This is a genomic window from Terriglobia bacterium (genome assembly GCA_020072845.1).
Classification (GTDB): domain Bacteria; phylum Acidobacteriota; class Terriglobia; order Terriglobales; family Acidobacteriaceae; genus JAIQGF01.
Genome location: JAIQGF010000011.1, coordinates 184,029 through 197,922, shown reverse-complemented (window position 1 = coordinate 197,922; position 13,894 = coordinate 184,029). Strand labels below are relative to the sequence as shown.

Here is a 13,894-nt window from a genome sequence, read left to right as displayed (position 1 = left end):
AGTGGCCGCTTGTCACATACTCGACGGAGCCAAGAAAATCAATGTCAGCAACAGCGAGTCCCCCCGAAGACACCGGCAAGCCCACGACCGCCACAATCATTTATCCGGGAGCCCCCGGCAGAGCGAGTATCGAGCTTCGTATTTTGCCAGATGGCTCGAACGAAGCGTACTTGGTGCCGTCCGGCGCGGCTCCGATTCCCACAGGGATCTCCCTGATAGCGGACAAAGGTAAGTATTACATCAACTGCCGAAAGCGCAAGAAGCGCATTCTCTTCAAGCCGGAAGAGGTCGTTCGTCAGAAGGTGCTGGGAATGCTAATTGATGATTTCGGTTACCCGGAGGACCATATCGAGCTTGAAGTGGGCGTTCAGATGGGGAGTTCTATCCACGAGAAGCCTGCTGACATCATCGTGTATGGCGATTCGTCGAAGTCGCAAGCGTGGCTGATTGTCGAAACGAAGAAGCCGAATCGCAAAGACGGCGTAGAGCAACTGAAGTCCTACATGAATCCCACGGGAGCGCCGTTTCGGTACTGGACGAATGGTCTGGATGAGAAATTCTTGCTCCGCACGGGGACGAATGATTTCAGCAAACCAATCTGGCGGCTACCCCGACACGGCGAAGTTCTGGATGACCTTGATGAACCGCTGACCCGAGACAAGTTGACTCCCGTGCGGGACCTTTACTCAGTTTTCAAGGACCTCGAACAAGAGATTCTTTCGCATCAGACCGTTGACACATTTAATGAGATTTTCAAGGTTGTATTCGCCAAGCTCTACGATGAGCGGGTGAATCTTTACAGTGCCACGGCGGAAGCGAAATTCCGCATCGGTCTTACCGAAGGCAGTGCATCAGTCGCTGTGAAAGTTCGCAAATTGTTCGGTGAAGCCATGCGAAAGTGGAAGGACGTTTACAGCGAGAACGACGGCATTAGTTTGAATGAGGACAACATCGCGTACTGTGTTAAGGCACTCCAACCCTTTCATTTAATCCGGTCCGGTGATGTCTTAGGCGTCGCTTTCGAGCTTCTGGTCAATCAGGAGATGAAAGGCGACATGGGGCAATACTTCACACCAAGGCAAGTAGTGGACATGATGGTGAGGATGATGGCCCCAAAACTGGACGAATCGGTGTGTGACCCCGCTTGTGGTTCCGGGGGTTTTCTCATCTACGGCATGCGTGAGGTGTTTCGATTTATTGACCGTCACTGGGACGATGCGGATGATAGAGCGGAACAGCGGAAAGATTACGCCCAAGAAAAGCTGTTCGGCATGGACAATGATTCCCGTTTGGTGCGGGTCGCCAAGGCGTACATGATTATGGAAAACGACGGGCGGTCAGGCATTCACTACGCAGATTCCCTCGACTATGGCGGGCTGGGGTGGGACAGGTCGTTGAAGTCTTGCATCGTGGGTCGGTCATTAAAAGCATCTGAGGCAAACGGCACAAGATTGGTGACGACCCGCCTTCCGAACGACGGGGTGGATATCATCCTAACGAATCCGCCCTTTGCTGGCGCAATCAAGTCACCTTCAACTTTGAGCCAATACGAACTCGCAACAGGTGGTGGAGAGAACTTTGAAAAGAGCGTCGTCCGCGCAATTCTTTTCTTGGAACGCTGTCTCGACATGCTGAGACCAGGCGGGCGTATGGCAATTGTGCTTCCGCAGGGATTGTTCAATAACATCACGGACCAGTACGTGCGCACTTTTGTAGATAAACACGCTAGGGTGCTTGCCGTGGTCGGTTGTCATCCATACACATTCAAGCCGTTTACGTTGGCGAAGACTTCGATCTTGTTTCTTCAGAAATGGCACGAAGGGGAGTATCTTGAGAATTATTCCATCTTTACAGCCGTATCGATTCGTCCAGGCAAGACGAAACTCGGGCGACCTCAATATCTGAAGGACGGCGTAACGCTTGACTGCGATATGGACCAAATCGCTGATGCGTTCTTAGCGTGGGCAAAGAAGCAAAAGCTGTCATACGCCAAGTAGGGAAGCGATGGAAGTCAATATCATTCAAAAAGCTGACTTCGGCCCGAAAGGCCCGTTTGCCCGTCTCGATGCTGAATACGTGTGGAAGTCTTGGTGGGACGTAGAGAAGGTAGTCCGAGGTATTGACGGCTGGCCCCTCATCGAGCTTGTGTCGGAATACAACGGGCCGACGCTGAATGATGGTTTCTGCAGTGAAGACGCAGTCGTCGGGTACGTTGACATTGACTCCATTGATACAGCAGATGGTCTTGCCTATGCAGACGACCTTCTTTACGGGGACCGTCCTTCACGAGCAAAGTATCAATTACGGGAAAGCGATTTGCTCGTTTCCAACGTGCGTCCGAATCGGGGAGCCATCAGTTTGGTCGGTACGCTTCGCGCGGGAGCTTTGGCAAGCTCGGGGTTTAGCCTCTTACGCGACAAAGAACTGAAGAATGCCCCTCAAGCCTACCTGTTTGCGTTTCTTAAATCGTCATTTGGCAGAACACAAATGAAGCGCCGCTGCCGTGGCTCAATGTATCCAGCGGTCTCGTTCGATGATTTGCTTGATGTGTGGGTGCCCAAGCCGCCTGACAAGCTGCTTTACAACGTGTGCGAGTCTGTAAAGCGAGGCGTCTCTCTTCAGACCCGATTTTTTCAGCTCGTCGAGAAACAAGCTCAGGTGTTGGGGGATTTTCTAGCTCCGTTCGGTCACCCGCCGAGTCCCTTGGACGGTGATGTCACCAAAGCTAACTGGACACAGATTGAGAAGAGTGACGTAGATGGCGCGGAAAGATTCGATGCTGAGTTTTTCAGGCATGAATACGGAACCTTCGACAAGAAGCTGCAGTCTTCAAGTCCCACTTTCCTCTTGCGCGACTACTACAAACTTTCGCCCGGTCGTGGCTTGGGGAACGGTAACGAATTGATTCCCTTTGTCAAACAAGGTGTTTTGACGAATGCAGGTGTGAATTGGTCGGCTGTGTCCTATGAGCAGGGTACCGTCAAGCCTTTTGGCGATGTTCGGGCTGGCGACATTCTGCTAGCTTGCACAGCCCACGAAGTTTATTACGTTGGTCGCAAGGTGGATTTCGTGAGAGACGTACCAGAAAAAATTCGAAAGATGAATGCGGCAGTTGCTGATTTGATGGTGATTCGCTCACGCCCTGAGAAGCCGGAGGGTCTTTACGGTTCGTTTATTGCTGCGTTCTTGCGGTCACCCGCTGGCTTGCATCAGGTTCAACGGTGCATCAGAGGATTGAGAGGCGGGCATGTTTACAAGGATGACCTATCAAGGTACGTTCGAGTGCCATTGCCTAAACAGCCTTGGTTAGATGCTTTTGAGGAGCGAGCCTCCGATTATGAATCCGTTCGGGCGGAAGCGAAGCGAGAGATTGGCAGCGCGTGTGGGACAGTTGAAGAGTGGCTTTCCCGGGAAGTACACCTGAACCTCTAGTGCCACGAGCCCCGGCGAGGGCGCCGAACGCTAAGGCCCGATACACACATTTTTTCTGCTACCTGAAACCGGTTGCCAAAGTCTTACGTATAGCAAAAGGAAAACCGATACGGCATTGAGGGAGATCCATGCGAAGAGTGAATGCGGTGGTAGGGGTGGTGCTGCTGACGGTGATAATGCTGGCGGGAGCGGCGGTGGCGCAGAGCGCGCCGAAGTCGGACCTGGAAGCGCGGCGCAAGGCGCTGAACGAGCTGCTGACGGAGCAGTGGGAATACAACCTGCGGACGTCGCCGGAGTTCGCCACCATCCTGGGCGACAAGCGCTACAACGACAAGCTGAGCGACTTCTCGCAGAAGGCGATCGACGCCGAGCTGGCGCAGACGAAGCAGTTCCTGGCGCAGTTCGAGGCGATTGACACCACCGGCTTTCCCGAGCAGGAGGCGCTGAACAAGGCACTGATGGTGCGTCAACTGCGGCGGGAGGTGGAGGGCGAACGCTTCAAGGGTTGGGAGATGCCGGTGAACCAGGGCTCCGGCATTCACATTCTGATACCGCAGTTCGTCACCCTGTTGCCGTTCACCAACGTGAAGGATTACGAAGACTACATCGCGCGCATGAAGCAGGCGCCGCGGGTGTTCGACGAAACCATGGTGCAGATGCGCAACGGCATGCGGGACGGGCTGATGCCGCCGAAGTTCCTGCTGGAGAAGGTGGTGACGCAAGCGCAGGCGATCGCCGACATGCCGGCGGAGAAGACGCCGTTCGCGCAGCCAGTGGAGAAATTCCCGGCGGAGATCGGCGAGGCGGACCAGAAGCGCCTGCGCGACGCGGTGCTGGAACAGGTGAGGGTGTCGGTGCTGCCGTCGTACGTGAAATTCGCCAGGTTCGTGAAAGAGGAGTACGCGCCCAAGGGAAGAAGCGAGCCGGGCGTGTGGTCGCTGCCCGACGGGGCGGCGCGGTACGCGTTCGCAGTGAAGCAAGTGACCACCACGACGATGACGCCGGAGGAGATTCACCAGCTCGGGCTGAGGCAGGTGGCGGAGATCGAGACGCAGATGCTGGCCATCGCCAAAAAGCTCGGGTACGCGGACATCAAGAGCCTGAACGCGGCGATGGACAACGATCCCAAACTGCACGAGCGGCTGTACGCGCACTCGCGGCAGCAGATCGTGGATTTGTACCGCAAAGACATCGACCAGATGTGGGAGGAGCTGCCCAAACTGTTCGGGCGGCTGCCCAAGGCAAAGCTGGAGGTCAGGCCGATCGAGGAATTCCGGGAGAAGGAGGCGTCAACGCACTACAACCCGGGCACGCCGGACGGCTCGCGTCCCGGGCACGTGATGGTCAACACGGGGGACTTTGAGCACCGCAAGCTGATCTCGGTGGAATCCACGGCGTATCACGAGGGCGTGCCGGGGCATCACATGCAGATCTCGATCGCGCAGGAGATGCCGAGCCTGCCGCCGTTCCGCCAGCATGCGCACTTTACCGCATATGTGGAGGGATGGGCGCTGTACTCGGAGAAGCTGGGGAAGGAAGTCGGATTCTACCAGGATCCGTACAGCGATTACGGGCGGCTGCAGGACGAGATGCTGCGCGCCATCCGGCTGGTGGTGGACACCGGCTTCCACTACAAGAAGTGGACGCGGCAGCAGGTGGTGGACTTCTTCCACGCCCATTCGGCGGTGGACGAGCCGGACGTGCAGAGCGAAACCGATCGCTACATGGCGTGGCCGGGACAGGCGCTGGGATACAAGATCGGGCAGTTGAAGATCCTGGAGCTGCGGGAGCGGGCGCGCAAAGAGTTGGGCGAGAAGTTCGATGTGCGCGGATTCCACGACGAAGTGCTGGGCGCGGGCGCGTTGCCGCTGGACGTGCTGGAGACGCGGGTGAATGGGTGGATCGCGGAACAGAAGGGAACGGCGAAGGCGGGTTCGCAATGACGTGTTCAGTCGTCCCTACGGGACTTCAGTTGGTCGCGTCTGTAACCCGGCACTGAAGTGCCGGGCTATTTTCGGTTGTGCCTACGGCACATGAATGGCGCCGGCGCTGATGTTGGCAACCCGCCAAGGCACCTGCGACGCCGTCTTGATTTCGGCACGCCTACGATGAGACGTTTCCAGGTCAAAGAAAACCTAGATTCCTCGCTGCGCTCGGAATGACAATTCTTGTGTTTCGGAATGACAATCTTTATCAATGAGCAACCGTTACGCCGAGTTGCCGACGAGCAACACGCGTTGCGAGGATGCGGGGATGGGCACGGGGTCGGACCAGGTGAGGGCGCCGACGAGGGCGCGCGCGGGTTCGACCTGGGCGGCGCCAATGAGCAGGGCGAGGCGACGGCTGGCGGCAGGGAACTGCTGGAGGAGTTTGACGGCGGTGGGGAGAATCTGGTGGAAACGTTCGACGGCGCGCAGGGTGACGGTCACCGAATTTGTAATTTGCAATTTGTAATTTGCAATCTGGCCGGCGTAGGCCTCGGCGCGAATGGCGCGGACTTCTACGCCGGTGAGTTGGAGGGCGCGGACGACCTCGCGCAGAAACGTGGCTTTGCGCTGGTTGGATTCCAGCAGCGTCGTACTGAGCGCGGGCGCCCAGATCTTGATGGGGAGGCCGGGGAAACCGGGGCCGGAACCGATATCCAGCAGGTGCCAGTCGCCAGTCGCCAGGCTGCAGAACGGATACAAATGGCGGGCGGCAAAGAGGGATTCGCCGAAGTGGCGAGTGACGATCTGTTCGGGATCGCGGACGGCGGTGAGGTTGATGCGCGCGTTCCAGCGCAGGAGGAGGTCGAGATAGCCGGCGAACTGCGCCAGTTGCGAGTCGCTGAGGGAAGCGCCGCCGAGAAACGGGGAGAGCAGGGCGGCGATGCGGGCGGGTTGCATTGCGATCAGTTTCGAGTTTCGGGTGGGGAAAAGGCAAGCAAGTTCAGCCGCGCGCAAGGCCGGAAAAGCATTTCCGATTGTTGATTGTCGATTGTCGATTTCGGGTAAAGATGCGGGTGAGGGCCATGCGTGCCTTGAATGGTATAGGGGTCCTTCGACTTCGCTCAGGGCAGGCTGCAGCGGCGACGCCTCGCTCAGGATGACCGGCCAATAATTCTTGCGGCGCGCTCCAGTTTCACTGGCCGGGTTCGATCAAGCCGCCGTGGCAGACGCCGCACTGGCGCTGGCCTTTGATGCCGTTGAGGCGCGATTCGACGGTGGCGGCGGTGTGGCCGGCACTGGCGGACAGGCGCTGCTGGTAGCGCGCGGCATGCAATTGCCACTTCTGCAGTTCCGCCTGGAGCGCCTGGCGCGTAGCGGGATTGGCGACGGCGGGCAGAAGGTTCTCGACGCGCTCGATGCTGGCGCGCAGTTCGATGAGGTCGGCGCGGTCCGCCTCCAGTTGGGCGGAGGTGGAGAAGCGGAAGCTGCCGGGGCGTCCGCCGGCAAGATCCTGCGGCACCGGAGACCATTGCGAAGTCACGCGGACCGGGAACAGCAAAATGAGGAGCAGGATGAGAAGCAGGAGAGCAGCCTTGGCCTTCATGGCGTCACCTCGGCTGAGTACGGGAAAATTGTAGGCCGATTGCGGGCGGGCGGCGCGGTGGAATCGGGCGCGATGGAGGAGCGGTTTCAAGATGGGAAAAAGCAAATGTCAGCCACAGAGGACACCGAGGAAGAAGCACAAATGCATTGCCGATTGTCGGTTGACGATTCCGCAAAGCCGGGCGAGAGCAATGGGAAACTGCGCAGGGTCAGCCACAGGTTTCAGTTTCTGGGCTGGTTGCATTGCAATTGGCGGGAAAAATAAAGGCCGGCGCGAAGCCGGCCTTCATGATTCGAGCAGATCCGTTCGAGCAAAAAAGACGAACTAACTTTTCTTGGGGGCGATGGAATCCTTGACCGCCTTGGCGAGATAAAACTTCGCGGTGGTCTTGGCCGCGATTTTGATTGGCTCGCCAGTTTGGGGATTGCGGCCCATGCGCGCCTTGCGCTGCACCTTCTTCAAGCGTCCCAGGCCGGGCAGAACGAACAGGCCATTCTTCTTGGTCTCCTTCACCGCGGTCTCAGCCAGTGTCTCCAGGAAAGCGGCTGCGGTCTTGTTGTTGGTGCCGACCTTCTCGGCCACGTGGCGTACAAGCTGCGTCTTGGTCATGCCAGCCATGCATCCTCCTTAGTAACTTGAGTCCGAATTCGCAACTCAGCAGCGGCCATGGTACAACAGGGTCCGCGTACTTGAGAAGCGCGGAAGCCTGATTTTATGCGGGTTTCTGGCATCAAGCTGTGGAAAACCTGCGAAAAACGGGCATTCTGCGCGCCTTGGGGGTGAAAGGCAAGCGGAAAGCGCGTTTTGGCGCAGGTGAGTTCCCGTTTTGAACCAGGATTGGTCGCGGAGGACGCAGAGGACGCGGAGGGAAAAAAGGCAGAATCATTGCCGATTGTCGATTTCAAGCAGATGTGGGGCGGCGTCGGAGGAAGAACCTAACCGCGGATTTGCGCGGATGAACGCGGATCTGACAAATTGAAAGGGAAATGCATTGCCGATTGCCGATTGTTGATTGTCGATTTCAAGGAATCGCTTGACGATGATCAAGTCGCCTTTGTTCCTCTGTGTCCTCTGTGGCTAATCCCGCGAATGCGATAATGAAAGCGTGAGCTGCGCGATTTGTCATGAACGAAAAGAGAAGCGCTTTTGCCCGGCGGTGCACGACCGCATCTGCCCCATCTGCTGCGGCACCGAGCGCGAGGTGACGCTGGATTGTCCCAGCGAGTGTCCCTACCTGCAGCAGGCACGCAAGAATGAAAACGTGAATCATCTGCGCGAGTTGGACCGCGAGGCGTTGATGCCGCAGGTGGAGGTGGCGGAGACGTTTCTCTACGAGCGCGAGCCGCTGATGGGCGGGATGAGCTTCGCCATTGTGCTGGCGGCGCGGCGCGATCCCGCTTCGCGGGACCGCGATGTGATCCAGGCGCTGACCGCGATGGCCAAGACGTACGAGACGCAGGTGAGTTCGGGGCTGATCTACGAACAGCCGACCACCAGCCCGATGCAGCACGCCATTGCCGCGGAGATTTCCAAGATGCTGCAGGAGTTTCGCAAAACCGAAGAGCAGAACCGCGGCTACTCGACGCTGAAGGACGGCGAGGTGCTGAAGGCGCTGGTGTTCACGCTGCGGCTGGCGCTGGGAAGAACGTCGGGACGGCCGAAATCGAAAGCGTTCCTCGATTTCCTGTTTGCCAATTTTCCGGAGAAGCCGGTGGCGGGGGCGGCGGAGGGCAGCAGGATTATTTTGCCGTAGGGGGCGTCGACCCTGCGAGGTTCGGGGTGAACGGTTGTCAACAATTAGTGCCCGCGAACGCTTCTCTTTTTGCCGTTGAGCCGGCGCCCCGACTCGGACGCACGTCCCGGGCCTTTTCTGTCCCGATAGAACCGGGTCATCTCCTTCCGAAGCAGGGCATTCGCCTTGGTTTGATAGCCCGGTCCATCTCGTTTGAGCCACGCGAGTACGTCGGCGTCGAGCCGCATGGTGACGGGCCTCTTGACCGGCCTGTACATTGCCCCGCGCATCGCCCGGCTGAGTTGCTCGTCGATCAGTTGGGGAATGTCGGACAAATCAATCTGGTCGTCCGCTATCGCCGCAATGGCGTCGAGTTCTTTTTGGCGCTGTTTATTGGTCAGCTTCCTCATAGTATGTCCGCTCCCGGGGGGTGGCTTTTCGAGCTGAAATGATGCGGGTGACTTCCTCGCCGTGTTCATCCCGGGTCGTATGAACGACCACCACAATCACGAGATTTTCCAGGCGGCCAATCGTCCACAATCGCTCCTCACGCTGAACCGTCAGGTCTGGAATTGTCAGACAGAACGGGTCCGTGAACACTTCCTTTGCCAACGCGAATGAGATGCCATGCTTCTTGCGATTTAAGCGGCTCTTGTTCTCATCCCATGCGAACCGCATGATCGGCCTTCTCCCCAAGCAAGCCTAGCTTCATACGTACTGATATGTCAAGACACAATTGTACGTACTCATTTGCCGATGCAGAAGGTGGAGAAGATGAGGTTGAGGATGTCGTCGGTGGTGGTGGCGCCGGTGATTTCGTCGAGCGGGCGGAGCGCGCCGTAAAGGTCGAGCAGAAGCATTTCGTGCGGGGTGTTGCTCTCGACCGCGCGGGTGGCGGCGGCGAGCGCGGTGAGGGAGTCCTCGACCAGCTTTTGCTGGCGGAGGTTGGTGAGGAAGGCGGTTTCCTGCTGGGGAGCGCCGCCGCTCATCCGCTGCAGGATTTCGGCACGCAGCTCGGCGATGCCGGTACCCGTGAGCGCGGAGGTGGGCAACATCGGGTGATCCGGCGATCGGGTGATCGGGTGATCTTGGACGTCGACGGTCGACGGTCGACGGTCGACCAGATCGGATTTGTTGGCCACCACGATGGCAGTGCGCCCGCTGACCTGTTCGATCAGTTCGCGGTCTTCGCGGGTGAGGGGCTGGGAGGCGTCGGTGACGACGAGCACGAGGTCGGCGTCGGCGAGGGCCTCCCAAGATTTGCGGATGCCGATGGATTCGGCTTCGGCTTCGGCTTCATTCTGCGCCTGGCGGATGCCGGCGGTGTCCACCAGGTGAACGGGGATGCCGCCGATGGCCACGGTTTCGGTGACCAAATCGCGCGTGGTGCCGGGCGCGGCGGTCACGATGGCGCGCTCGCGCTCCACCAGCCGGTTGAACAGCGAAGACTTGCCGACGTTGGGGCGGCCGACGATGGCGAGCGTCAGGCCTTCATGCACCAGCTTGCCGTAGGCGAAGGAGCGGCAGAGCTCGCGCAGGGGAGCGGCGACCGAGTCGATACCGGCGAAGATCTGCGGGCCGGGCATGACGGAGACGTCGTCTTCGGCGAAGTCCACGCCGGCTTCAAGGGTGGCAATCAACTCGACCAACTTCTGCTTGATGGGCGCGAGGCGGTGGGAGAGCGCGCCGCCGAGCTGCTGCGCCGCAACGCGCGCCTGGTAGAGGGTTTGCGAGTCAATCAGGTCGCGCACGGCTTCGGCCTGGGTAAGGTCGAGGCGGCCGTTGAGGAAGGCGCGCATGGTGAACTCGCCGGGGTCGGCGAGGCGGGCGCCGCGGGCCAGGGCGAGCTCGACAATATGTCGTAACACGACAGGTGAGCCGTGGGCGGAGATTTCGACAATGTCGTCGGTGGTGTAGGAGTGCGGCTTCTGGAAGAAGGTGACTACCACTTCGTCGATGCGTTGTTGCGTGCCGGGCTCGATGAGCTCGCCGAAGAGGGCGCGGTTGGGTTCCAGGTCGCTCCTGAGGCGCAGCAGGGGCGCGGCGATGGAACGGGCATCGGGGCCGGCGAGGCGGACCACGCCCAGCCCGCCGCGGCCGGGCGGAGTGGAGATGGCGACGATGGTGTCGTCTAAATGCAAGTTTCTAGTTTCGAGTTTCTAGTTTCCAGTTGCAAGCGAGTTGTGAAGCAGTACCGAGTACTTAGTACCGAGTACCGAGCAAACGCAAGGTCGGTGAAGTGTTGCAGGCGCCGGCGACGGCGACCCAAGCAGTCATCAGCCCACATATGTGAGTACAAGGGTAGGGGTACTTCGACTCGGCATCGCAAAAAGCGGCGATGCCTCGCTCAGGATGACATCACATGAATTCGTTTGCTCTGCGTTGATCCGCGTTCATCAGCGAAACTATCTTCGGCGGCCGAAGCGGGGCGGGGCGGCGGGGCGGGCCTTGTAGTCCTTGGGGTAGAGGACGACGTGGCGGAAGGCGGCTTCGCCGGCGCTTTCGGTGCGCAGGTCGGCATGGTCGCGGAGGGCGAGGTGGACGATGCGGCGCTCGCGCGAGGTCATGGGGCCGAATTCGTAGGGTGCACCGCTCTTGCGGACGCGCTCGGCGGCAACATCGGCGGCGAGGCGCAGTTCCTGGATGCGCATGGCGCGGAATCCGCGGCAATCGAAGCTGACGCGGTCGTGCTCCTCGCGGCCGAGGCGCAGCATTTCCAGGGCAAGGTGCTCGAGCGAGCGCAGCAGTTCGCCGCCGCGCTCCAACAGCAGGTCGCTGTCGGGACCGGAAAGTTCGACCAGGATGTCGGGGCGCTCCCAGTCGCGCTCCTCGGGCAGGGGCGGGTCCACGGTGATGCGGTACTTCAGCTTGAATCCGCCCTTGACGATGGTGGCGCGGAGAAAGCCTTCAATTTTTTTGGCGGAGACGACTTTGTCCGCGAGGGGCATGGTGAATGTTTTAACACGGTCGACGGTCGATGGTCGATGGCCGATGGCCTCCGCTCAAGCCGGAGGCTTGTTCGCGCCGTCCCTACGGTGTCTGCGTCATAGCCGTGCCGCGCCGCTGGCGCTCACGCTTTTCGCTTTTTGGTCCACTTTACCCAGCGCTGCCGCGCTGGGCTAACGAATTTCGCCGCTCCGCGGCTGGTTTCGGTTCGCTTTTGGACCACTGCAACGCGCGAAATCGAGCTATGACACAGACACCTACGGGACTCCGATCGAAAACAATCAGCGTACCCAGGACTGGCGTCCTGGGCTACCGGCGTGCGCCCCTGCGGGGCTGCGATCGCGGTGATCCTAAGGGCGCAAGCGACCCGCGCAACGAGATATCGACAAAGTGAGAACCTCCAGCAACATGCTTAGTCCGATGCCGAGCTACCAAGCTCCCAGCTACGGACTACGTCTTTGCGGGCAGGCCCTTCTTGCGGGCGCGTTTTTCGGCTTCGGCGCGCATTTCCCGGCCGAAGTGCGTGTTGTTCATCCACACCTGCTGGATGATCGAGACCACGTTGCCCATCACCCAGTAGGTGCACAGTCCCGAAGGTAAGTTCCAGGAGATGAAGCCGAGCATCACCGGCATCATCAGGGTCATGACTTTTTGCTGCGCCGGATCCATGCCGGCCTGCGGCGTCATCTTCTGCACCACCAGCGTGGTGACGACGATGAGGACGGGCAGAATGAATTTCGGGTCGGGCGCAGAAAGGTCGTGCAGCCAGAGAAACTGCGCGTGCCGCAACTCGATGGCGCTGCCCAGCATGGAATAGAAGGCCACCAGGAAGGGGAACTGGATGAGCATGGGAATGCAGCCGCCCATGGGGCTGGCGCCCTCGCGCTTGAAGAGCGCGGCAATCTCCTGGTTCATCTCCTGCTTGCGCGGATCGCGCATGGAGAACTTTTCGTACTTCTTCTTGATGGCGTTGACCTGGGGCTGGAGCTTCTGCATCTTCAGCGCCGACTTCATGCTGGTGAGCCGGAGCGGGAAGACCACGATGTTGATGATGACGGTGAGGATGATGATCGACCATCCCCAGTTGGCGACCCAGTGGTGGTAGGTCCAGCGCAACCACAGGAAGAGGGGCTTGGCGATGAAGCCGAGATAGGTGCCGAAGTCCACTACGCTTTCCAGCGTGGTGGATTGCTGGCCGGGCAGCGCGGCAGCCTTGACGGACTGCAGCACGTCGAGGTTCTTCGGTCCGGCGAAGAGGCGCTCGCTGGTGGCGCCGGTCGCACTGCCGACGGCGGCGCCGACCACCTCTTGCTTGATTTTGTCGCCTTCGGGCTTGGCGGGGTCCTTGGGAATTTCGATCGCGTTGCGCAGCGTGACCAGGACGGCGGTCTTGGGATCTTCCGGCAAGAAAACGGCGGCGAAATACTGGTCGGCGGCAGTGGCCCAGGCGAAGGGACCGTTGAAGGTGGCGCCGCTGCTGATTTTCTTGATGGCCTGGCGCACGACTTTCTCGCCGCCGTGCCAGTTGGCCTCGCCGGCGTAGAGATCAACGGTCGCCGAGGCGTAGGAGGCGGGCGTGGCCTGATCGCCGAAGCCGGCGGGCCATGCAGGAAACGCGCGCACCGGCTGGCCGTTCTGCGTGACCGCGGTATCGATCTTCACCACGTAGGAGTGGTCGAAGTGGAAGCTCTTGCGGACGGTGATGTCGGCATCGGAATACTCGAAGCTGATGTCGGCGGGCGCGTGCAGGGTGGCGGCGCTGCTGCTGACGTAGAGCGCAGAAGCGAGTTTCTTGCGCAGCGCTTCGTCGTAGGTCCACAGGGAGAGCGGATAACCGAACTGCTGCGCGGCGGCCTCATGCACGAGTTCGAGCGGGCGGCCGTGCTCGTCGTGGTACTTCTTCAGCACCCACGACTTGACCTGCGCGCCGCGGTTGGTGAAAACGATTTTGTAGAGATCGTTCTCAATCACCGACTCCTGCTCAGCGGCGGCCTGACGGGTGGCAGCCGGTGCGGCAGGCTTGGCCTTGGCCTTGGCCTTGGCAGCCGGCGCCGCGGCGGGAGGCGCCGGCGCAGGGGTGGCGGCGGGCTGGGTGACGGCCGGCTTCTGCTCGGGCGCAGGCTGCTGCGGCTTGAGGTACTTCATCAGCAGCGGCTGCGAGATCAGCAGGACGGCGAAGGTGAGGACGAAGACGAGCAGGAGACGGCGCTCCATGCCGGGATCCTGCTGCGGGTTTTGCATGTTTCCGTTCAA

Annotated in this window: 13 protein-coding genes; 4 read left to right on the top strand and 9 right to left on the bottom strand. The window is 59.9% G+C overall.

Features of this window, described 5'->3' with window-relative positions:
* The first annotated feature begins 41 nt into the window (after positions 1-41).
* The 3 genes from LAN70_12390 to LAN70_12380 all read left to right on the top strand — a co-directional run bounded on the left by LAN70_12390 (position 42) and on the right by LAN70_12380 (position 5,375).
* On the top strand, positions 42-1,997 hold the full coding sequence (locus LAN70_12390; GenBank protein MBZ5511954.1) for an N-6 DNA methylase: 1,956 nt from the start codon (positions 42-44) through the stop codon (positions 1,995-1,997).
* A 7-nt stretch (positions 1,998-2,004) separates the two neighbouring features.
* Entirely contained in the window at positions 2,005-3,432 is a 1,428-nt protein-coding gene (locus LAN70_12385) for a hypothetical protein (GenBank protein ID MBZ5511953.1), read from the top strand.
* Between the two features lie 128 nt (positions 3,433-3,560).
* Positions 3,561-5,375, top strand: coding sequence for a DUF885 family protein (locus LAN70_12380; GenBank protein MBZ5511952.1), 1,815 nt, complete (start codon positions 3,561-3,563; stop codon positions 5,373-5,375).
* Positions 5,376-5,639: 264 nt separating this feature from the next.
* On the opposite strand, the gene rsmG is transcribed toward LAN70_12380, so the two are convergent.
* From rsmG to LAN70_12360, 4 genes are all read right to left on the bottom strand, one after another.
* On the bottom strand, positions 5,640-6,317 hold the full coding sequence (gene rsmG / locus LAN70_12375) for a 16S rRNA (guanine(527)-N(7))-methyltransferase RsmG (protein MBZ5511951.1): 678 nt from the start codon (positions 6,315-6,317) through the stop codon (positions 5,640-5,642).
* 235 nt (positions 6,318-6,552) lie between these two features.
* Positions 6,553-6,963, bottom strand: coding sequence for a hypothetical protein (locus LAN70_12370; GenBank protein ID MBZ5511950.1), 411 nt, complete (start codon positions 6,961-6,963; stop codon positions 6,553-6,555).
* 324 nt (positions 6,964-7,287) lie between these two features.
* Positions 7,288-7,581, bottom strand: a complete 294-nt coding sequence (locus tag LAN70_12365; GenBank protein ID MBZ5511949.1) for an HU family DNA-binding protein — start codon at positions 7,579-7,581, stop codon at positions 7,288-7,290.
* 264 nt (positions 7,582-7,845) lie between these two features.
* Positions 7,846-8,010 (bottom strand): hypothetical protein, encoded by a 165-nt coding sequence (locus LAN70_12360; GenBank protein MBZ5511948.1) that lies wholly within the window; start codon positions 8,008-8,010, stop codon positions 7,846-7,848.
* A 58-nt stretch (positions 8,011-8,068) separates the two neighbouring features.
* Between LAN70_12360 and LAN70_12355 the strand changes: the two genes are divergently transcribed.
* On the top strand, positions 8,069-8,716 hold the full coding sequence (locus LAN70_12355) for a hypothetical protein (protein ID MBZ5511947.1): 648 nt from the start codon (positions 8,069-8,071) through the stop codon (positions 8,714-8,716).
* Positions 8,717-8,760: 44 nt separating this feature from the next.
* Here LAN70_12355 and LAN70_12350 read toward each other — a convergent pair whose 3' ends face one another.
* From LAN70_12350 to yidC, 5 genes are all read right to left on the bottom strand, one after another.
* Complete coding sequence (locus LAN70_12350; protein MBZ5511946.1) at positions 8,761-9,105, bottom strand: BrnA antitoxin family protein; 345 nt, start codon at positions 9,103-9,105, stop codon at positions 8,761-8,763.
* Positions 9,086-9,373, bottom strand: coding sequence for a BrnT family toxin (locus tag LAN70_12345; GenBank protein MBZ5511945.1), 288 nt, complete (start codon positions 9,371-9,373; stop codon positions 9,086-9,088). The genes LAN70_12350 and LAN70_12345 overlap by 20 nt, the downstream gene beginning before the upstream one ends.
* Positions 9,374-9,441: 68 nt before the next feature.
* The gene (gene mnmE / locus LAN70_12340) at positions 9,442-10,836 is read right to left on the bottom strand and encodes a tRNA uridine-5-carboxymethylaminomethyl(34) synthesis GTPase MnmE (protein MBZ5511944.1); all 1,395 of its coding nucleotides are present in this window, start codon (positions 10,834-10,836) and stop codon (positions 9,442-9,444) included.
* A 264-nt stretch (positions 10,837-11,100) separates the two neighbouring features.
* On the bottom strand, positions 11,101-11,643 hold the full coding sequence (locus tag LAN70_12335; protein ID MBZ5511943.1) for a single-stranded DNA-binding protein: 543 nt from the start codon (positions 11,641-11,643) through the stop codon (positions 11,101-11,103).
* Positions 11,644-12,091: 448 nt separating this feature from the next.
* A complete protein-coding gene (yidC, locus tag LAN70_12330; GenBank protein MBZ5511942.1) occupies positions 12,092-13,882 on the bottom strand; it encodes a membrane protein insertase YidC in 1,791 nt (596 codons plus the stop codon).
* Positions 13,883-13,894: the final 12 nt, after the last annotated feature.

What these genes read in the sequence shown, in the direction of transcription:
- LAN70_12390 (MBZ5511954.1), top strand. Translation starts at nt 42, where the DNA reads ATGTCAGCAACAGCGAGTCCCCCCGAAGACACCGGCAAGCCCACGACC.
- LAN70_12385 (MBZ5511953.1), top strand. Translation starts at nt 2,005, where the DNA reads ATGGAAGTCAATATCATTCAAAAAGCTGACTTCGGCCCGAAAGGCCCG.
- LAN70_12380 (MBZ5511952.1), top strand. Translation starts at nt 3,561, where the DNA reads ATGCGAAGAGTGAATGCGGTGGTAGGGGTGGTGCTGCTGACGGTGATA.
- rsmG (MBZ5511951.1), bottom strand. Translation starts at nt 6,317, where the DNA reads ATGCAACCCGCCCGCATCGCCGCCCTGCTCTCCCCGTTTCTCGGCGGC.
- LAN70_12370 (MBZ5511950.1), bottom strand. Translation starts at nt 6,963, where the DNA reads ATGAAGGCCAAGGCTGCTCTCCTGCTTCTCATCCTGCTCCTCATTTTG.
- LAN70_12365 (MBZ5511949.1), bottom strand. Translation starts at nt 7,581, where the DNA reads ATGGCTGGCATGACCAAGACGCAGCTTGTACGCCACGTGGCCGAGAAG.
- LAN70_12350 (MBZ5511946.1), bottom strand. Translation starts at nt 9,105, where the DNA reads ATGAGGAAGCTGACCAATAAACAGCGCCAAAAAGAACTCGACGCCATT.
- LAN70_12345 (MBZ5511945.1), bottom strand. Translation starts at nt 9,373, where the DNA reads ATGCGGTTCGCATGGGATGAGAACAAGAGCCGCTTAAATCGCAAGAAG.
- LAN70_12335 (MBZ5511943.1), bottom strand. Translation starts at nt 11,643, where the DNA reads ATGCCCCTCGCGGACAAAGTCGTCTCCGCCAAAAAAATTGAAGGCTTT.
- yidC (MBZ5511942.1), bottom strand. Translation starts at nt 13,882, where the DNA reads ATGCAAAACCCGCAGCAGGATCCCGGCATGGAGCGCCGTCTCCTGCTC.